An 18,778-nucleotide genomic window follows, 5' to 3' on the forward strand; every position below is an offset into this window, starting at 1 on the left:
GGCGCTTTCCATACCCTACCCGGGCCTACTCCAAACGGTGGTCCGGAAAGGCTTGCAGCAGAGCGGTTTTCAGGGTCTTAACATGACCTTTACCGCCCCGTCCCGCTTCTTCTGGAAGATCTCATACCCGTGCGGCGCCTGGTCGAGGGGCAGCACGTGAGTGGCGAAGGTGTCCACTCCCAGGGGATCGTCGTCGGTCAGCAGGGGCATGATGTCGTCGACCCACCTCTTCACGTTGGCCTGCCCCATGCGCAGGGTGACCTGCTTGTCGAACAGGGTGAGCATCGGCAGTGGGTCGGCCATTCCCCCGTAGACGCCGATCAGCGAGATGGTTCCCCCGCGCCGCACGATGTCGATGGCGGAGTACAGGGCGTGGAGCCGGTCCACGCCGGCGGTCTGCATGACCCGCTTCCCGATGAAATCCGGCAACATCCCGCTGGCCTGCTGGGCCAGCCGGGCGGCCGGAGATCCGTGCGACTCCATGCCCACCGCGTCGATGACGGAGTCGGCGCCGCGGCCGTCGGTCAGGTCGCGGATCGCGTCGCCGAGAGACGAATCGAGCCGGCTCAGATCGATGGTGTGGATGCCGCGCCCGGCGGCGCGGGCCAGGCGTTCGGGCACCAGGTCGACGGCGATGACCCGGTACCCGAGATGGTCGGCGATGCGCGCGGCCATGTCCCCGATGGGCCCCAGGCCGAGCACCGCCACCGAGCCCCCGTCCGGGATGTCGGCGTAGGCCACCGCCTGCCAGGCGGTCGGCAACACGTCGGACAGGTACACGAAACGCGAATCCGGCGGCCCCTCAGGGACTTTGATGTGCGTGAACTGGGCTTGCGGCACGCGCAGCAGTTCGGCTTGCCCACCGGGAATCTCGCCGTAGAGCTCCGAGTAGCCGAACAGCGCCGCGCCCATCCCCTGGTCGCGCACCTGGGTGGTCTCGCACTGGGTGTAGAGCTGCATGTCGCACATGTGGCAACGGCCGCAGGAGATCTGGAACGGGACGACGACCCGGTCGCCGACCCGCAGATCGCCTGTCTGGCCGCCGACCTCGCGGACGATCCCCATCGGCTCGTGCCCGAGGATGTCGCCAGGGTTCATGAAGGCCCCGAGAATTTCGTAGAGGTGCAGGTCCGAACCGCAGATGTTGGTGGAGGTGACTTCGACGATGGCGTCGGTCGGCTGCTCGATCTTGGGATCGGGCACCGACTCCACGCGAACGTCGCGCTTGCCCTGCCAGGTGACGGCTTTCATGTGGATGGCACATACCCGTGTCGCGCCGGCCGAAACGCCGGCGCGCGGCTACCCGCGCCGGCCGCGATGCCGTGGCTTGAGCGGGTGTTCGCTGTCGATCAGCCCTTTGGCGATGTCGATCAGCTTGGTGTTGGACTGCTGGGACAGCCGGGCGAGGAGTTCGAACGCCTCGACGGCGTCGAGGTTGAAGCGCTCCATGATGACGCCCTTGGCCTGACCGATCGTGTCGCGTGACGCCAACGCGCTGCGGAACTGGTCCTGTCGGCGCATCATCGACCAGGCCAGGGCCACGTGGGTGGCGAAAATGCCGCCGATTTCCAAGGATTCGTCGCCGAACGCGTGCGGGTGGTCGGCGTAGAAGTTGAGCGCGGCCATGCTCTTCTCGTCGTCGAACAACTCGTACGACGCGATCGAGCGGATCGGGGTGGCCTCGAGCGCGTCGCGCTGATACTGCGGCCAGCGCTGGTCGACGTTCAGGTCGTCGACGTATGTCATGTGGTGGCGCCACGCGGCCGACAGGCACGGACCCTCCCCGCGCCGGTTCTGGATCGTGTCCAGGACCGCCGCGTAGCGGTGGGTGGCGACCACGCTGGTGACCGCGTTGCCCCGCTCCGCAAGGGTGATCCCGGCGTACTGGCAGCCCGGCATGTGCCGAACGCCATTCTCGACGAGTTCGCGCAGGCCGGCCGCCGTTTCCGTACCCTGGCGGTCCAGGTTGGCCATCAGTTCGGTCAACTCGCCGACAACCGAGTTCTTGTCGGTCCGCATGGCATCGCCCCCTTGAGGGTTTCCGGCCGGGCGTCGGCGGTCGCGCATCCAACGATTGGACGCATAAAACGAAGCGTACGGGCCAAACAACGAAGTGCAAACAGCTCAACGGGACGGCCCGGACGGCGCCCGCGCGCCCGGTCGTCGGGCGGCCAGGTAACAACGTTGGTGGTCAACGACTTTCGCGTCGGAGTGCGTTCTTCTTCGGCCCGGTGTCCTTGGCCGCGTTCCGCAACGTGCGGTTGCTGGAGCGCAGATCGGTGTTGACCGCCGAGAGCTCGGCGTTGTGGTCTTCCAGGCTCAGGATGCGGGCGATGCCGGCGAGGTTGACGCCGGCCTCGATCAGGGCGCTGATGCGCTGCAGCCGGGCCAGGTCGTCGGCGCTGTAGCGCCGCGTTCCCCCGTCGCTGCGGGCAGGACTCACGAGTCCGTGCCGTTCGTAGAGCCGCAGCGACTGCACCGGGATGCCGGAAAGCTCGGCGGCCACGGAGATTCCGTACACGCCGCGATCCGACGGCGGCGCGCCCACGTCCCCAATGCTGTCGGTCATCGGCCGTCCCCTCCGCGATCTCAGTCAGAAAACCTGTTTACCACACTTGCGTTCTTCTGTCGATAGTGATATATGAAATCTATGTCTTCTGACATAGAAAGACACGGGAATTGACCACTTCAGAGCCGCAGATTGGAGTGAAAGGTGACCGCCATGCTGATGCGTACCGACCCCTTCCGTGACCTCGACCGATTCGCCCAGCAAGTGCTCGGCACGGCCGCCCGGCCGGCGGTGATGCCGATGGACGCGTGGCGCGAGGGAGAACAGTTCGTCGTCGAGTTCGACCTGCCGGGCATCAACGCCGACACGCTCGACATCGACATCGAGCGCAACGTCGTGACCGTGCGCGCCGAGCGCCCGGGCGTCGACCCCAACCGCGAGATGCTGGCCACCGAACGGCCGCGCGGGGTGTTCAGCCGCCAGCTCGTGCTCGGCGAAAACCTGGACACCGATAGGATCGACGCGTCCTACTCCGAGGGCGTTCTGCGCCTGCGCATCCCGGTGGCCGAGAAGGCCAAGCCGCGCAAGATTTCCGTCAGTCACGGCAACGGCCACAAGGCCATCAACGAGGAAGCCAACAAGCGCGAGGTGATCGACGCCTGACGACCGGCGGTGGGGCGGCGGTTCTCGCCGCCCCACCATTCGCCCAGGGAGGCGCCAACGGAGGCGAGGCCATGGAATGGCATCTAAACGGCGAGACGCCCAACATCGAAGAGGCACTGGCCGGGGGCGTCCCGCAGCGGGTGGGCTGGTTCCGGTTCTACTTCGCCGACCAGCGCTGGGAGTGGTCGGACCAGGTGCAGCGGATGCACGGCTACGAACCCGGCAGCGTCACCCCGACCACCGACCTGGTGCTCGCGCACAAGCACCCTGACGACCGCGGGCAGGTCGCGGCGACCATCGACCAGATCCTCAACACCCACGAGGCCTTCAGCACCCGCCACCGCATCATCGACACCGCCGGCAACGTGCGCCACATCATCGTCGTCGGTGATCAGCTCGTCGACGATCAGGGCGAGGTGATCGGGACACACGGGTTCTACGTCGACGCCTCCCCCGAAAGCGCCCAGGAGGATCTGGTCACCGCGCGGCTGGCGGAGATCAAGGAGAATCGCGCCGGCATCGAACAAGCCAAGGGCATGCTGATGCTGGTCTACCGAATCACCGACGACGCCGCGTTCAACCTACTCAAGTGGCTGTCCCAGGAGGCAAACGTCAAACTGCGGCTGTTGGCCGAGCAGATCATCGAAGACTTCCTCGGCGCCGGCGTGCCGCTCAACTCGCAGGAATTCGACCATATTCTGCTGACCGCGCATCAGCGCGTCCGCCTCGAGAACAGCCGACGCGTCAAGGGCTGACAGAGTCGCGGGCGGCCTGCACCAGCTGCGCGACGCCCTTTTCGATCCCGGCGGCGAGCGCCTCGATGTCGGGCGCGGTGTCGTAGTCGGCGGTGATGCCGAAGATGAAAGCGTCGGCGTAGCTGAGCATCGCGATGCCGGTGCGCACTTGCAGGGCGATTGGCGGGATGGGGATGATCTCCAGCACCCGCCGGCCCATCAGTTTCTGCTGTTTGCGTGGACCCGGAACGTTCGTCGCCAAGGCGACCACCGCCCGCTGGGGAAGCCGCGCCAACAGGCGAATCGCCCACGCGGAGAACACAAACGGGACGTTCTTGGCGGCAGCCACCAACGCGCTGCCGCCCTCGCGCTGGCCGCTGGCTTTGGCCCGGGTGAGCCGGGCGTGCACCAGCCGCAGCTGCTCGACCGGTTCGCCCTCGTCGACCGGCAGCAACGGCAGCATCGCCGAGACCTGATTGTCGGTCATGTCGAAGTGGTTGGTCGGGCGCACCGAGACCGGGACGAGCGTGCGCAACGAGTTGCGTGCGGGCTGTTCACCGCGATCGATCAGCATCTTGCGGTAGCTGTCGGTGATGGCCGCCAGCGCCACGTCGTTGAGGGTCACACCGAACGCCGCGGCCACCTCCTGCAGGTCGGCCAGGCGGACCCGGGCCACGCTGAACCGGCGCATCGCCGTGACGGGCCCGTTCAGCGACGATGCCGGCGCGGGGCTGAACACGCTGGCCGTCAGTTCGGCGGCGCCCACCGCGACCTGTTCGACGGTCGCCGCCGCGGCGAGCGCGCTTCGCCCGAGGCCGCTCACCCAGCTCAGCGGGTTGAGGCTGAACCTGGGCAGGCTCGGCGCCGGCCGCTCCGGTTCCCTGGCGGCGCGGATGTCGGTGGCGAAAGTGCCACCGCGGTCGGCCGCGTCGTCGCTGAACCTCGCCAGCATCTGCGTGGTCGCGATGCCGTCGGCGATGCAGTGGTGAACCTTGGTCAACACGGCCCAGCGGTCGTCGCTCAGGCCCTCGATGAGATAGCACTCCCACAGCGGACGCTCGCGGTCGAGCCGCCGCTCCATGACGTTGGCGATGGTCTCGAACAGTTCGGCGTCCCCGCCGGGGTGCGGTAGCGCGAGCCGGTGCAGGTGGCGCGCGATGTCGAAGTGCGGGTCGTCGACCCATTCGGGCGCGCCGAGATCCAGCGGGCGCGTCCGCAGCACCTGGGTGCAGCGCGGGATGGTCGGCGCGCGGTCGGCGAACGCGGCGACGAACTCGTCGTAGTCGGGAGCGGGCCCCTCGATGATCGACACGCCGCCGACCGCCAGGCTCACGTGCGGATCGGCGTCTTCCACTTCGAGGAACGTGGCGTCGAAGGCGCTTAACTGCTCCATCCCGCTACTTTCCGCCCTGCGCGCCCGTGGAGTCAGAGTCAGAAGTCCCCAACTTTCGGGGCCTAATGCCGGCTGTGCCGCGGCAAATGCGGCCATATCGTGAGGCCCATGAGCAGGTTCAACTACGTTCGCTTCTTCGAAGAGATCGGCATCGACGACGTGCCGCTGGTCGGCGGCAAGAACGCCTCGCTCGGCGAGATGTTCCAGAAGCTCTCCGGGCAGGGCGTCCGCGTCCCGCACGGATTCGCCACCACCTCGGCCGCCTACCGACACATGTTGGACCGCGCCGGCGCCTGGGACGCGCTGCACGCCGAGCTCGACGACCTCGACCCCGACGACGTCGCCGAGTTGGCGCGCCGGGGCAAGCGGGCCCGTGAAATCGTCTACGGCGCAGGGCTTCCGGAAGACCTGGCCGCCGAGATCGTGGCCGCCTACCGCCTGCTTCAACAGGAGTACGGCGAGGACGTCAGCCTCGCGGTGCGAAGCTCGGCGACCGCCGAGGACCTGCCGACGGCCAGCTTCGCCGGCCAGCAGGAGACGTTCCTGAACATCACCGGCGCCGAGAGCCTGCTCGACGCGTGCCGCCGCTGCTTCGCCAGCCTGTTCACCGACCGGGCCATCCACTACCGCATCGACCAGGGCTTCGACCACTTCAAGGTCTCGCTGTCGATCGGCATCATGAAGATGGTGCGCTCCGACCTCGCCTCGTCGGGCGTGATGTTCACCATCGACACCGAATCGGGCTTCAACGACGTCGTTTTCGTGACGGGCGCCTACGGTCTGGGCGAGAACGTGGTCCAGGGGGCCGTCGACCCCGACGAGTTCTACGTCCACAAGCCGACCTATCAGGCCGGCCACCGCGCCGTGCTGCGCCGCCTGGTCGGCGACAAGGCGGTGAAGATGGTCTTCGTCGAGGGCGGCACCAAGCAGACCACCCGCAACATCCCCACGCCGAAGGCCGACCGCACCCGCTTCTGCGTCACCGATGACGACGTCCTCGAGCTGGCCGGCTACGCCTGCACCATCGAGCGGCACTACGGGCGCCCGATGGACATCGAGTGGGCCAAGGACGGCCTCGACGGGCGGCTCTACATCGTCCAGGCCCGCCCCGAAACGGCGGCCTCCCAACGCAGTTCGACGATGGTGGAGACCTATGTGCTCGAGGGAAGGGGCGAGATCCTTACCGAGGGCCGCTCCGTCGGCGAGAAGGTCGCGTCGGGCACGACCAAGCTGATCGACAACCTCGAGCACCTGTCCGACTTCCAGCCCGGCCAGGTGCTGGTCGCCGACACCACCACACCGGACTGGGAGCCGGTGATGAAGATCGCCGCCGCGATCGTCACCAACCGCGGCGGGCGCACCTGCCACGCCGCGATCATCGCGCGCGAACTGGGCATCCCGGCCGTGGTCGGCGCGGGCGACGCCACCACGAGCATCCCGAACGGTGAAGTGGTCACGGTGTCCTGCGTCGAGGGCGACACCGGGCGCGTGTACCGCGGCGAGGTGGGTTTCCACGTCGATCGCACCGAAGTGGCCGGCCTGGCGCGTCCGCGGACCCAGATCATGGTCAACCTCGGCAACCCCGACCTCGCGTTCAAGACGTCGTTCTTGCCGAATGACGGTGTGGGACTTGCGCGGATGGAGTTCATCGTCAGCGAATACATCAAGGTGCACCCGCTGGCGCTGCTGCACCCCGAAAAGGTCGGCGACGCCGAGGCTTTGCGCACGATCGAACGACTCACCCGCGGCTACCCCGACGGCGGCGCATTCTTCGTGGAGCGCCTCTCCGAGGGAATCGGCACCATCGCGGCCGCGTTCTGGCCCAAGCCCGTCGTGGTCCGGATGTCGGACTTCAAGACCAACGAATACGCCAGCCTGATCGGGGGCAGCGCGTTCGAGCCGATCGAGAGCAATCCGATGATCGGGTTCCGCGGGGCCTCGCGCTACGCCCACCCGGCCTACGCCGAGGGTTTCGCGCTGGAATGTCGCGCGATGAAACGGGTGCGCGAGGACATGGGCCTGACGAACGTCATCATCATGCTCCCGTTCGTGCGCCGGGTAACCGAGGCGGACCTGGTGCTGCAGACCATGGCCGACCTCGGCCTGCAGCGCGGCCAGAACGGGCTCCAGGTGTACGCGATGTGTGAGATCCCGAACAACGTGATCCTGCTCGATCAGTTCGCCAAACGCTTCGACGGCTTCTCCATCGGTTCGAACGACCTGACCCAGCTCACCCTCGGCGTCGACCGCGACAGCGAGATCGTGGCCTTCGACTACGACGAGCGCGACGAGGGAGTCAAGGAGATGATCCGCCTGGCCGTGGAAGGCTGCCGCCGCAACGGAATCCACTCGGGGCTGTGCGGGCAGGCGCCGTCGGACTACCCGGACATGGCCGAGTTCCTGGTCCGCATCGGCATCGACTCGATCAGCCTGAACCCAGACGTGGTGGTGAAGACCACCCATCAGATCCTCGAGCTGGAGCGCCAGGCGGTGCCGCTGCAGTGACTTTTCGCCGAGATCTCCGTAAGCCGAGCGCCACGCTGGCGCGACGCTCGTGGTGATGTGATTACCGCAGCGGCGGCTGGCGATACAGCGCCGCACCGGCGGTGACGCCCGCGCCGGCGGCGACGAAAAGCACCCGGGCACCGGCCGGGAAGTTTTCGGCCGCCGGTTCGAACGCGGCGGCCAGGGCGGCCGTGTGCATGCGGTGATCGGCTGCGACGCAGACCTTTTCGCGCGGCACCCCGAGCAGCTGGCTCAGCGCCGCGCGGTACTCGGGCCGGGCCGGGGCGGCGACGATCAGCTCGACGTCGTCCAACCGCGTGGCTTGCGCGTCCAGGCACGCGCGCACGGCCGCGGCGGCCGCCGCGGCGAACCGGTCGTCCATGTCGGCGCAGTGGTTGAAGCGCAACACATTTCGCGCGTCGGCGAACCCGACCGTCGCCGAGAAAGCCTCTGCGTCCTCGGTATTGACCCAGGACACGCGGCTCAACCCGTAGTCGTCGTCGGTCCAGCGGCACAGCAGGGCCGCACCGGCGGCTGAGAACGGAAAGTGCTCGCTCATCCCGTGACCAGGGTCGGCGTCGCTGGCCACCACGAGCGCGCGGTCGATGCTGCGTGACCGCAAGAACCCGTCGACGATCTGCAGTCCGGTCAGGACCCCGCACGCCCCGTTGGCGATGTCGAACGAGAAGGTGCCGTGCGCCCCGGCGTGGGGATCCTCCGGATTGGCCCCGATGTCGTCCTGAATCAGCGCGGCCAGCGCCGGCTCCCCCAGGTTGCGATCCCGGTAGATCCCCGCATTGACAACGAGATCCAGCTCGTCGGGACCGCACCCGGCCCGGTGCAGGCAGTCCTTGGCGGCGGTCACCGCGAGGTGCAGCGCGCTGTGGCGGCCACGCAGGTGCGGGCGTGCGACGTCTACTCGATCAATGACCGTGCCCATAGCGATTCACCAAATCCTCATCCAGGGTGAGCAGGACGACGCCGATCTCCAATCCGGAGGCCAGCGCGAGCAACGCGACCCGCTCGCCGGGCCGGATGTTTCCGGCCTCGAGTTCCTCGACGAGCGCCACGGTGTGGGTCGTCGACGCCGTGTTGCCGTACCGGTCGACGGTGATCACCGCGTCGTGGCGCGGACTGTCGCCGAACGCCTCCGACATGCGCTTCATTCCCTTGCGGATGGCCCGCGCCGAGGTCTGGTGGGTGATCACGTGATCGATATCGTGAATCGAAAGGCCCACCGCGTCAAGCACTTCGCTCAACAGCAGCGGGGTGTTCGAGATCGCGGCCTTCTGGATGGCGCGGGAGTTGGTGAACATCCGCGCGCCCGGGTCGTGCCCCTCCGGATAGGCCAGGCACAGCCGGCTGTAGTCGGCCACGGTGGTGAACCCGGCCAGGCCGATGCCCGCGGAGCCCGCCGGGGCCCGCTCCAGCAGGAGGGCCGCACCGGCGTCGCCCAGGGTCAGGCAGGCGAGTTCCTTGCTCATGATGTTGCGGATGTGGCGGGCGGCGTTGTGGCTCAGTTGTGAGATGTACTCACCGCTGACGACCAGCCCGCGCTCGATGATGCCCTGCCGGATCCAATTGTTCAAAATGGTTACCCCGGTGAGCATCCCGGCGCACGCGTTGGAGACGTCGAAGGTCATCGCCTGGGACGCACCGATCGCGCGGGCCACCGCGCTGCTCATGGTCGGCTCGAGCCACTGGGTCAGGCCGCCGCGAAACTTCGTGATGCTGCAGCTGATCACCACGTCGAGCGCGGCGGGGTCCTGTCGGGCGGTGGCCAGAGCGTTCAGCGCCGCCGACGTGGCCAGGCTGTAGGAATCCTCGTCGCCCACCGATACCCGGCGCTCGTGGATCCCGGTGAGCCGTTCCAGGTCGATGTGGGTGCGGTGGCGGGTGGTCGCCATCAATTCGTCGGTGGTGAGCCGGGTTTCGGGCAGCTGTCGCCCGGCGCCAGCCAGCCGGGCGACGAACGGCGCCGAAACGCCCTCCCCGGCGGTCTCCATCACCAGCCAGTGCCGAGCCATCGGCGCCACCTCCTTTCAGTCCCCTCGCGGGTCGCTTCGAAACTTGAGGACCTCGGTCACCAGCCGCCGGGCGGTCGGCTCGACGTGGTGGCCGTTCGGAGCGGGCTTGCCGACCCGGATCAGCAGCTGTGGCTGGCCGGCGGACCCGGTGATCTGCGCGATGATGTGGCGGCTCATCGCCATCTCGGTCATGTGGGTCAGCGTGCAGGTGGCCAGGTCGGCCAGCGTGCACTCGAGCAACACCGCCGACAGCGCCTCGCCGCAGTGCAGCACGTCCTGCTGGGTGTCGCCGTGATGGGTGGACAGCACGACGATCTTCGAGTGGTCGTGGTCCACGCCGGCGCCGCGGTGGCCCCCGCCCGCCGGCGGGAACGTCCGGGCCACGTCGACCTGGGCGGCCTCCGTGCTGGACACCAGCGAGCTTTCCGGCACGTGGCTGGCGTCCGACTCGAACGGTGACGTCCACCAACGCAATTCGGACAGATAGGCGGTGTCGTGGCGCCGCAGCTGCTCGGTGAGCGCGGACGCCTCCGCCAGGGTTGGCCGCGCGTCGTCGGGCACCACGTCGAGCAGCACGTCGTGCGGATGGACCGCGAGGCGCAGCGCCGCCTCCACCACCGGCCAACCGGTGGGGGCGGCGAACGGCAGCCGGTCGGTGCGGCGGCGGCGGATCGCCTCGGCGCGCAGCTGCTGCGCCTCCGTCACGCCGTCGGCGGGCCGGAACTCGATCGTGGCGAGGTGGGCCGGCTCGCTGGGGTCCGGGAACCGCTCGGTGGTGCTGTCCCAGCCGGCCGCGGCCATCGCGACCCGGAGGTGGTCGAGCACCGCGCCGCAGCTCAACGTCAGCTCCCGGCCGGTGCGGTCGGTGGCGTGCATCATCCGACCGGGGTCGGCCCACAGCTGCAGCCGCGCGCCCTCGACCACCCACTTCCAGGGCTGGCTGTTGTGCAGCGAAGGCGCCCGGCTCGCCAGCATCACGGCGTCCCGGATGACGTCGGAATCCGGCGCTTTCAACAGCATCTCAACCACTCCGCTCAAGTCTCTCGAACTGACCATAGGGACGTGGTTCGCATTGCTGACAGGGCCGTTGGTCCCCTACGACCGGGGCGTTCGACTCCTGGGATCGGGGCCTAAACCGCTCGGCGCCAGGCGTCGACGGCCTCGCGCGCCGAGTCCTCGACGGCCCCTGAGGTGTCGATGCGGCGCGCGGTGTCCCAACCGGCGCGCTCGGCGGCCATCGCCGCGGCGATCTCCGGAGTCACCTCGGAATTGCCCGGCCGCCGGGTGGTGATTCGCCCGGCCGCCGTGTCGAGGGTCGACGAGCACATGAGTTCGACCGTCGCCGAGTGCGTTTCGGACGCGAGGCGGTGGGCCCGCGCGCGCAGCTCCGGGTTCCGCCAGGTGCCGTCGACGATCACCGATTGCCCGTCGCCCAGCAACGATCGCGCCCGTCGCAGCGCGGTCTCGTACACCACCGCGACGTTGTCCGGACTGTAGAGTCCCTGATCCAGGACGCCGGCTTCCCCCTCGATGGTGCCGGAGTCCCGCAGTTCGCGGCGCACGTCATCGGTCGAGATGACCCGGGCCCCAGTCCGTTCGGCGAGCGCGCGGGCGACGGTCGATTTGCCAGTGCCGGGGTTTCCGCCGACCAGAACCAAGCGCACCGCGCCGCTGCGTAGGTGCTCGTCGGCGATCGCGAGGTGCCGGGCGGCGTCGTCGGCGGCCTCCCGCTTGCCCTGGGACAGTCGCACGCAGTCGGTCTTCGCCCGCACCACCGCGCGGTAGGCGACATAGAAGTGCGCGAGCGCCGGCGGCGCCTCCCGCGCCGCATGGGCGGCATAGCGTCGCAGGAAATGCTTGCCCAGGTCCTCGCGGCCGAGGAACTCGAGGTCCATGGCGAGGAAGGCGGCGTCGTCGACGCAGTCGACGTAGCGAAGTTTGTCGTCGAACTCCAGGCAATCGAGCAGCGCCGGCTCGTCCTGGCCGCAGAAGATGTCGTCGGCGAGCAGATCGCCGTGGCCGTCGACGATCAGCCTATCCTCGACGCGGCGCCGGAACAGGGGTTCGCGGCCCGCGATGAATTCGGTTGCGAGCCGCCGGATTCGCGACAGCACCTCGGCGGGCAGCGTGTCCGTGTAGCGGTCCAGTTCCACCAGGTTGTCGCGCCAGCGCTTCTCGATCGCGGCCGACTCGCCCTGCGCGTCGATCGCCGGGCCGCGCTCGGCGCGCTCGTGAAAGCGGGCCAGCACCGCGGCGATCGTGTCGAGCAGCCCTCCCACCGAGCCGTCGGTGTCGCGGCGCGCGATGGACGCCAGCCGGTCCTCGTCGCGGTAGCGGCGCATGACGACGATCGGTTCGGCCGGGCCGCCGCCCGGATCGGACAGCTGGGCGACCCCGAGGTAGCTATCGGGCGACAGCCGGCGGTTGAGCTCGACCTCGCGGCGGCACGCGAGCTCGCGCCGCTCCGGCGTGCGAAAGTCGAGAAAGTCGGTCAGCACCGGCTTCTTGGCCTTGAACGCCCGGTCACCGGCGAGCACGACTACGCCCGTGTGGGTTTCGTGCACATCGACGTAGGGGACATACGGCGCCGGGGTGTTGGTCACCGCCTAAGCCTCGCCGCCGCGGACCCCCGTGCCAAGTCTTAAGTGGGCCGCGCGACGATCACCGGCATCCGGACCGAGTGCACGACGGCGTTGCTGACCGAACCCAGCAGCGTCCGGGCGAGGCCGCCCCGGCCGTGGCTGCCGACGACGACCAGTTGGGCGGACTCCGATTTCTCGATCAACTGGCGGGCCGGCTGATCACACACGAGGAGTCGCTGCACCGTTACGTCCGGATAGCGTTCCTCCCAGCCGGCCAGCCCTTCGGCAAGGCTGCGCTCGGCTTCCGCCTTGACCACGGCCCAATCGAATCCGGGCAGCTCGAGCACCTGAACGTCGCTCCACGCGTGCAGCGCATGCAGGTCCACCCCGCGGCGGGAGGCCTCATCGAACGCGATCTCCGTCGCGAGCTCGGAGGCGGGTGAGCCGTCGATGCCCAGCAGCACGGGAGCCTGCTGTGGGTGCGGCATCAACGGGTCTTCGTCTCGCACGACGGCGACCGGGCACTTCGCGTGCCGCACGACGCTCGAACTGACCGAACCCAGCAGCGCCCGGCCCAGTGCTCCACGCCCGTTGCTGCCGACCACGATCATCTCGGCCTCTTCGGACAGGTCGATCAGCGTCGGAACCGGTGGCGAGCACTTCAGTTCGCCGGTGATTGCGATCTTTTGGTCGCCCTTGACCGCGTCTTGGGCGATCTTGATCGCCTGCTCGAGGACCTGCTGTCCGTCCTCCTCCTGCCAAACCGCGACTCCGGCCGGAAGCGGTATCTGCGGGAACGTCGGCACGTACGTGCTGTACATGTGCACCAAGGTCAACGGGACGTTCCGCATCGCCGCGTCGCGGGCCGCCCAGCAGACGGCGGCGTTCGATGCGGGCGACCCGTCGACTCCGGCGACGATGCCGTGGCGGTTCGTGGGTGTAGACATCTTTTTCTCCCTTTGTCCGGAGAAAACGCTATTGGCCGAACCCTCGTCGATCATGAGGCTTTAGTCCCCAAACCCGTGGACATGAGGCCCCGTTGATGGGGCCTGCGGAGTGGCATCGTCACAGGAGTGACCGAATGGCCCGCCACCGTTGACCGGCGCTACCACGATGCGGTGATTCTCGGCCTGGACAGCGTCGCCACCGAGATTCCGCACGACGGTGTCGAGCCTCGTGATTCGACAGTTCCGTTGCTGCGGCGACTGCGCGATGTCGGCGTTGCGACGGCCGTCTACTCGCAACGCCGGGACTGCGCGCAAGTCCTGCGCGCCGCGGGTATCGACGACCTGGTGGGTGAGGTGGACAGCCACCTGACCGAAACGGCAAACCGCCTAAAGGTGCGCCCGGCCCGTTGCGTGGTTATCGAGCGCGATCCGGCCGGCGTCAAGGCCGGCAGGGAGTCCGGCTTCGGCCTCGTCATCGGTCTAGCCCGCAACGGGCGTGTGGACGAGTTGCTTTCGTGCGGGGCGGACACCGTAATCGCCGACCTGGCCGAGATCTCGGTTCGAAGCGGCGGTTGGCCCATGTCCCGCATTGCCGACGCTCTGCAGGCCTACAGCCAAGTCAGGGAACTGGTGGCGACGCGCCAACCGGCCGTCTTCCTCGACTTCGACGGCACGCTGTCAGAGATCGTCGAGCACCCGGACTCGGCGAGGCTCGTCGAGGGTGCCGAAGAGGCGTTGCGAGCCCTGGCCACGCGGTGTCCCGTGACGGTGGTCAGCGGCCGCGACGTGGCCGACGTCCGCGAGCGGGCCAAGGTCGACGGCGTGTGGTACGCGGGCAACCACGGTCTCGAATTGGTGGCGCCGGACGGCACCTACTATGAGAACGCGGCATCCGCCGGCGTCGCCGACACCCTGGCGCGCGCCGCCGGCCGCCTGGCCGAGGCGCTGAGCGATGTCCCCGGAATTGTGGTGGAGCACAAGCGCTTTTCCGTTGCGGTCCACTATCGCAACGCCAATCCCCACGACGTCGACCGGCTGTTCGTGGCGGCCCGTGATGTCGGCCGCACCGAGGGCCTGCGGGTCACCCCCGGCCGCAAAGTCATCGCGCTCCGTCCAAACTTGGGCTGGGACGCGGGTGCGACGCTCAATTGGCTCCTCCGGCGCATTCTGGGCAGCTACGGCGCCGATCCCGGTACGGTCTTGCCGATCTATGTCGGCGACGACATCACCGACGAGGACGCCTTCGACGCTGTCCAATTCGACGGGGTAGGGATCGTCGTGCGCCACGACGAGGACGGTGATCGCGATTCTGCCGCACTGTTCAGCCTCGAAAACCCCTCCGTGGTAACCGACTTCGTCAGTCAGCTGGCCCAGGACCTACAACAGGCGGCGACGACGCCGGACGACGCGTGGGAACTGGTTTACGAGGGCTACGACCCGACGTATGAGCGACTGCGCGAGGCGCTTTGCGTCGTCGGCAACGGCTACATCGCCACCCGCGGGTGCGCACCGGAGGCGGCCGCATCCGAAACTCATTACCCGGGCACTTACGCCACCGGCGTGTACAACACGCTGGCCGACCGGGTCGCGGGCCGCACCATCGAGAACGAAAGCCTCGTGAACCTGCCGAACTGGCTCCCGCTGACATTCCGGATCAACGGCGGGGCCTGGTTCCACGTCGACGACACCGAATTGCTGTTCTATCGGCAGACATTCGACCTACGGAATGCGACGTTGACCCGCAGCCTGCGGTTCCGGGACGGCGCGGGCCAGATCACGACACTGACCCAGCAGCGTTTCGCATCCATGCACCAACCTCACCTGCTCGCCATGCAGACCACGCTCCTCGCCGAGAACTGGTCGGGCACTGTCGAGTTCAGATCTCTGCTGGACGCAGGCGTCCAAAATACGATGGTGGAGCGCTACCGGTCATTGTCCGGCGCCCACCTCACCGGGTTGGTCGTGGACGAAACAGCGCCCGGCTCCGTGCTATTGCGGACCGAAACATCGCAGTCTCGCATCTCAATCGCCGTGGCGGCACGGACCGCCTTGTGGCGCAACGACGTCAGAGACACCCAGGCCGTCGACGCCCACTACGCCTTCGTGCGGGAAGGCAATCGTGGCGGCCACGAGATCACGCTGACCCTATCCGCCGGCCAGTCCCTCACGTGCGAGAAAGTCGTGACGGTCTTTACCGGCCGGGACACCGCCATATCCGAACCGGCAAGCGCAGCCCAGCAATATCTCGACGCGGCCGGCCGCTACAGCGAACTCCATCAACAGCACGCCCGGGCGTGGGACCGGCTGTGGGAACAATGCAACATAGGCCTAGCCGATGGCACACCGACGCTGCGGGTCCTCCGGTTGCATTTGGTGCACCTGCTGCAGACGATTTCCCCGCACACCGCCGAGCTCGACGCCGGTGTCCCGGCGCGGGGACTGCACGGGGAGGCCTATCGCGGGCATGTCTTCTGGGATGCGCTGTTCGTCTCCCCCGTCCTGAGCCTGCGCCTGCCGAACGTGTCCCGTTCGCTGCTGCTGTATCGCTATCGGCGGCTTCCCGAGGCGCGACGCGCCGCCCGGCGGGCCGGCTACCTCGGCGCGATGTACCCCTGGCAATCGGGCAGCGACGGGCGCGAGGTGAGCCAGGAGGTGCACCTGAATCCGCAGTCCGGCCGGTGGAATCCGGACGCCAGTGCGCGCGCGCATCACGTGGGACTCGCCATCGCATACAACGCCTGGCAGAACTATCAGGTGACCGGTGACCGCCAATTCCTGATCGACTACGGCACCGAGATGCTGGTCGAGATCGCGCGCTTCTGGGTGGGCCTGGCGACGTTCGACGACACGCGCGGCCGATACACGATCCGGGGAATCATCGGTCCCGACGAGTTCCATTCGGGTTATCCGGGTAAGGAATACGACGGCATCGACAACAACGCGTACACCAACGTGATGGCGGTTTGGGTGATCCTGCGGGCAATGGACGCGCTGGACCTGCTGCCGCTGCGCGACCGGCTGGATCTGGTCGCGAAGCTCGACCTGGCCACAGAAGAGCTCGATCGGTGGGATCACGTGACGCGGCGCATGTTCGTGCCCTTCCACGACGGCGTGATCAGTCAGTTCGAAGGCTATTCGGAGCTGGCAGAGCTGGATTGGGAGGGCTACCGGCAGCGATACGGGAACATTCAGCGGCTCGACCGCATCCTGGAAGCCGAGAACGACAGCGTGAACAACTACAAGGCGTCCAAGCAGGCCGATGCGCTGATGCTGTTCTACCTGCTGTCGTCGGAGGAGTTGCTGGGCCTGTTCGGCCGGCTCGATTACCGCTTCGCGCCCGAGCAAATCCCAAAGACGATCGAGTATTACCTGTCGCGGACATCGGACGGATCGACGCTGAGCGCGATCGTCCACTCCTGGGTGCTCACGCGCGCCCACCGGCACCACGCCATGCGGTACTTCGTCCAGGTACTGAGTTCCGATGTCGTCGATATCCAGGGTGGTACCACCTCCGAAGGGATACACCTGGCGGCGATGGCGGGCAGCGTCGATCTGCTGCAACGCTGCTTCACCGGGCTGGAAACGCGCGACGATCGACTGGTGCTCGCCCCGCACTGGCCAGAGGCGCTCGGCCCCATCGAGTTCCCCTTCGTGTACCGCGGCCGGCGGGTTCACCTCCGGATCAGCGGGAAGACCGGCGTTTTGACGTCCGAGTCCGGCAATCCCGGACCGATCACGGTCGAATGCCGTGGCCGCGTGCAGCATCTCCTGCCCGGGCAGAGCATCGAGGTCGCGTGAAGCCCTAATGCCCAGGGATGTGGGTCGAATGGCCCTGCCGACACGCCGGCGTCCCCAAATAACGTCTGCGAATGGCGGCCGCGCCCGCCGGATCAGGAGGACGTGATGAACAAGCCGCCGTCATCGGAGCGGATCGTCGTGGGCATCGACGGGTCGGACGCGGCGATCAACGCGGCAAAGTGGGCGGTCGCCGAGGCGATCAACCGCAACGTGCCGCTACGCCTGGTCCAAGCGGTACCTGGCGACGTGGGCAACGACGCAAGCCTGGAGGTCGAGTACGCCCAGGAGTCCCTCCGCGCCGCCGACGCGGCGCTTGCGGCGTTGGGCGAGCCGGTCAAAGTCGAATGCGACATCGTGCACGGATCGCCGGAGGGCGTCCTGATCGACGAATCACGTAGTGCTGCAATGGTTTGTGTGGGGTCCGCGGGTATCGGGTGGGTCGCACGCAAGATACTCGGCTCGACCGCCGACACCGTCGCCCGGAAAGCGCACTGCCCGGTGGCGATCGTCCGCGACAACGGTGACGCCAGGGCGAAGGATGGCGGGTACGTCGCCGTCGTCGTCAACGATTCACCGGGCAACGACGCTGTCCTCGAGCACGGCTTCCGGGCGGCGCGGCAGCGCGGGGCGTCGATCCTGGCGCTCGGAACGTGGCGGCGAGGGTTGGGCGAGATCCCCTACGAGCAGCTTGAGCCCCGGCTTCGCAAGTGGGTATCGCAGTATCGCGAGGTGCACGTCATGCCGGCCGCCGCCAGGCGCGGGGCTGCCGAATTCCTCACCCACACAGAGGAATCCGTGGATCTCGCGGTGGTGGGCAGCGAGGACGCCGACAAGGTCGCCCAGATCATCGGCCCGTCGGACCAATCCCCGCTCGGCCGCACCGGATGCTCGGTGCTGGTGGTGCGCGACTAAAGCGTCGAGCGATTGCCGTCAAACGGGTTCGTCGTCGTCGGTGTCGCGCAGGAATCGTTCGGGGTGGTGGAAGCTGTTGGTGCGGGGTTGGCCGTGGTCGAGGTGGGGTGGGGGGATCCATTCGGTTTGGCCGCGGGCGTTGGTGCGGGTGGTCCAGCCTTGTTCGGCGAGGCGGTTGTCGGGTCCGCAGGCCAGGGTGAGGTCGTCGATGTCGGTGCGGTGGGTGGTTGTCCAGCCGCGGAGGTGGTGGACCTGGCTGTGGTAGGCCGGGGCGGTGCAGCCCGGTTTGGTGCAGCCGCGATCGCGTGCGTAGAGCATGAGGCGCTGGGCGGGGCTGGCCAGCCGCTTGGTGTGGTAGAGCGCCAGCGACTTGGCCTGGTCGAAGATCGCCAGGTAGTGATGCGCGTGGCCGGCCCAGCGGATCACGTCGGACATCGGCACCAGGGTGCCGCCGCCGGTGAGCGCCTTGCCGGTCGCGGCCTCGAGCTCTTTGAGTGTGGTGGTCACGACGATGGAGACCGGTAGCCCGTTGTGGCTGCCCAACTCGCCCGAGGCGAACAGGGCGCGCAGGCCCGCGAGGAAGGCGTCATGGTTGCGCTGGGCTTGGGATCGGGTGTCGCGGCACGCCGCATCCTCGTCGGGGGTCGCATCGATGATTGGGTTTTCATCCTCGGGGTTGGCGGTGCCCGGGGCGGCCAGCTTGGCCGG

15 protein-coding genes are annotated in these 18,778 nt (G+C 68.0%); 5 read left to right on the forward strand and 10 right to left on the reverse strand.

The window, feature by feature from the left end; genetic code table 11:
• Window positions 1-69 precede the first annotated feature (69 nt).
• The 3 genes from A5706_RS12155 to A5706_RS12165 form a co-directional block, all read right to left on the reverse strand.
• Window positions 70-1,251 (reverse strand): zinc-dependent alcohol dehydrogenase, encoded by a 1,182-nt coding sequence (locus tag A5706_RS12155; RefSeq protein WP_068130724.1) that lies wholly within the window; start codon window positions 1,249-1,251, stop codon window positions 70-72.
• 48 nt (window positions 1,252-1,299) lie between these two features.
• Window positions 1,300-2,019, reverse strand: a complete 720-nt coding sequence (locus A5706_RS12160) for a GAF and ANTAR domain-containing protein (RefSeq protein WP_068130727.1) — start codon at window positions 2,017-2,019, stop codon at window positions 1,300-1,302.
• Window positions 2,020-2,191: 172 nt separating this feature from the next.
• Window positions 2,192-2,569, reverse strand: a complete 378-nt coding sequence (locus tag A5706_RS12165; RefSeq protein ID WP_068130730.1) for a helix-turn-helix transcriptional regulator — start codon at window positions 2,567-2,569, stop codon at window positions 2,192-2,194.
• A gap of 153 nt (window positions 2,570-2,722) precedes the next feature.
• Here A5706_RS12165 and A5706_RS12170 point away from each other — a divergent pair, with 153 nt between their 5' ends.
• Window positions 2,723-3,172 carry an Hsp20/alpha crystallin family protein gene (locus A5706_RS12170; protein WP_068130782.1) on the forward strand — a complete coding sequence of 150 codons (450 nt, stop codon included), beginning with the start codon at window positions 2,723-2,725 and terminating at the stop codon, window positions 3,170-3,172.
• A 71-nt stretch (window positions 3,173-3,243) separates the two neighbouring features.
• Window positions 3,244-3,927: a PAS and ANTAR domain-containing protein gene (locus A5706_RS12175; protein WP_068130732.1), complete on the forward strand. Its 684-nt coding sequence runs from the start codon at window positions 3,244-3,246 to the stop codon at window positions 3,925-3,927.
• On the opposite strand, the gene A5706_RS12180 is transcribed toward A5706_RS12175, so the two are convergent.
• Window positions 3,917-5,299 (reverse strand): wax ester/triacylglycerol synthase family O-acyltransferase, encoded by a 1,383-nt coding sequence (locus A5706_RS12180; RefSeq protein ID WP_068130735.1) that lies wholly within the window; start codon window positions 5,297-5,299, stop codon window positions 3,917-3,919. The two genes, A5706_RS12175 and A5706_RS12180, sit on opposite strands and share 11 nt — an antisense overlap.
• A gap of 108 nt (window positions 5,300-5,407) precedes the next feature.
• Between A5706_RS12180 and ppsA the strand changes: the two genes are divergently transcribed.
• Complete coding sequence (gene ppsA, locus A5706_RS12185) at window positions 5,408-7,804, forward strand: phosphoenolpyruvate synthase (protein ID WP_068130736.1); 2,397 nt, start codon at window positions 5,408-5,410, stop codon at window positions 7,802-7,804.
• 61 nt (window positions 7,805-7,865) lie between these two features.
• On the opposite strand, the gene A5706_RS12190 is transcribed toward ppsA, so the two are convergent.
• From A5706_RS12190 to A5706_RS12210, 5 genes are all read right to left on the reverse strand, one after another.
• Complete coding sequence (locus A5706_RS12190; RefSeq protein ID WP_068130739.1) at window positions 7,866-8,744, reverse strand: 3-oxoacyl-[acyl-carrier-protein] synthase III C-terminal domain-containing protein; 879 nt, start codon at window positions 8,742-8,744, stop codon at window positions 7,866-7,868.
• The gene (locus tag A5706_RS12195) at window positions 8,728-9,831 is read right to left on the reverse strand and encodes a 3-oxoacyl-ACP synthase III family protein (RefSeq protein WP_068130786.1); all 1,104 of its coding nucleotides are present in this window, start codon (window positions 9,829-9,831) and stop codon (window positions 8,728-8,730) included. Before A5706_RS12195 ends, A5706_RS12190 begins: the two co-directional genes overlap by 17 nt.
• Window positions 9,832-9,846: 15 nt before the next feature.
• Window positions 9,847-10,851 carry an NAD(P)H nitroreductase gene (locus A5706_RS12200; protein ID WP_068130742.1) on the reverse strand — a complete coding sequence of 335 codons (1,005 nt, stop codon included), beginning with the start codon at window positions 10,849-10,851 and terminating at the stop codon, window positions 9,847-9,849.
• Window positions 10,852-10,961: 110 nt separating this feature from the next.
• Window positions 10,962-12,434 (reverse strand): bifunctional aminoglycoside phosphotransferase/ATP-binding protein, encoded by a 1,473-nt coding sequence (locus tag A5706_RS12205; protein ID WP_231985223.1) that lies wholly within the window; start codon window positions 12,432-12,434, stop codon window positions 10,962-10,964.
• Window positions 12,435-12,472: 38 nt separating this feature from the next.
• Window positions 12,473-13,360 (reverse strand): universal stress protein, encoded by an 888-nt coding sequence (locus A5706_RS12210; protein ID WP_068130791.1) that lies wholly within the window; start codon window positions 13,358-13,360, stop codon window positions 12,473-12,475.
• 102 nt (window positions 13,361-13,462) lie between these two features.
• Here A5706_RS12210 and otsB point away from each other — a divergent pair, with 102 nt between their 5' ends.
• Window positions 13,463-17,158, forward strand: coding sequence for a trehalose-phosphatase (gene otsB, locus A5706_RS12215; protein ID WP_068130745.1), 3,696 nt, complete (start codon window positions 13,463-13,465; stop codon window positions 17,156-17,158).
• A gap of 105 nt (window positions 17,159-17,263) precedes the next feature.
• Window positions 17,264-18,070 (forward strand): universal stress protein, encoded by an 807-nt coding sequence (locus tag A5706_RS12220; RefSeq protein ID WP_068130748.1) that lies wholly within the window; start codon window positions 17,264-17,266, stop codon window positions 18,068-18,070.
• 18 nt (window positions 18,071-18,088) lie between these two features.
• Here the strand turns inward: A5706_RS12220 and A5706_RS12225 are convergent.
• A partial coding sequence (locus A5706_RS12225) for an HNH endonuclease signature motif containing protein (protein ID WP_156767081.1) occupies window positions 18,089-18,778 on the reverse strand: 690 nt, incomplete at its 5' end.

This window comes from Mycobacterium sp. E796, from assembly GCF_001672815.1.
Lineage (GTDB): Bacteria > Actinomycetota > Actinomycetes > Mycobacteriales > Mycobacteriaceae > Mycobacterium.

Excerpts from the sequence above, each read along its gene's own strand:
- A5706_RS12155 (WP_068130724.1), bottom strand. The coding sequence starts at position 1,251 with ATGAAAGCCGTCACCTGGCAGGGCAAGCGCGACGTTCGCGTGGAGTCG.
- A5706_RS12160 (WP_068130727.1), bottom strand. The coding sequence starts at position 2,019 with ATGCGGACCGACAAGAACTCGGTTGTCGGCGAGTTGACCGAACTGATG.
- A5706_RS12165 (WP_068130730.1), bottom strand. The coding sequence starts at position 2,569 with ATGACCGACAGCATTGGGGACGTGGGCGCGCCGCCGTCGGATCGCGGC.
- A5706_RS12170 (WP_068130782.1), top strand. The coding sequence starts at position 2,723 with ATGCTGATGCGTACCGACCCCTTCCGTGACCTCGACCGATTCGCCCAG.
- A5706_RS12175 (WP_068130732.1), top strand. The coding sequence starts at position 3,244 with ATGGAATGGCATCTAAACGGCGAGACGCCCAACATCGAAGAGGCACTG.
- A5706_RS12180 (WP_068130735.1), bottom strand. The coding sequence starts at position 5,299 with ATGGAGCAGTTAAGCGCCTTCGACGCCACGTTCCTCGAAGTGGAAGAC.
- ppsA (WP_068130736.1), top strand. The coding sequence starts at position 5,408 with ATGAGCAGGTTCAACTACGTTCGCTTCTTCGAAGAGATCGGCATCGAC.
- A5706_RS12190 (WP_068130739.1), bottom strand. The coding sequence starts at position 8,744 with ATGGGCACGGTCATTGATCGAGTAGACGTCGCACGCCCGCACCTGCGT.
- A5706_RS12195 (WP_068130786.1), bottom strand. The coding sequence starts at position 9,831 with ATGGCTCGGCACTGGCTGGTGATGGAGACCGCCGGGGAGGGCGTTTCG.
- A5706_RS12200 (WP_068130742.1), bottom strand. The coding sequence starts at position 10,851 with ATGCTGTTGAAAGCGCCGGATTCCGACGTCATCCGGGACGCCGTGATG.
- A5706_RS12210 (WP_068130791.1), bottom strand. The coding sequence starts at position 13,360 with ATGTCTACACCCACGAACCGCCACGGCATCGTCGCCGGAGTCGACGGG.
- A5706_RS12220 (WP_068130748.1), top strand. The coding sequence starts at position 17,264 with ATGAACAAGCCGCCGTCATCGGAGCGGATCGTCGTGGGCATCGACGGG.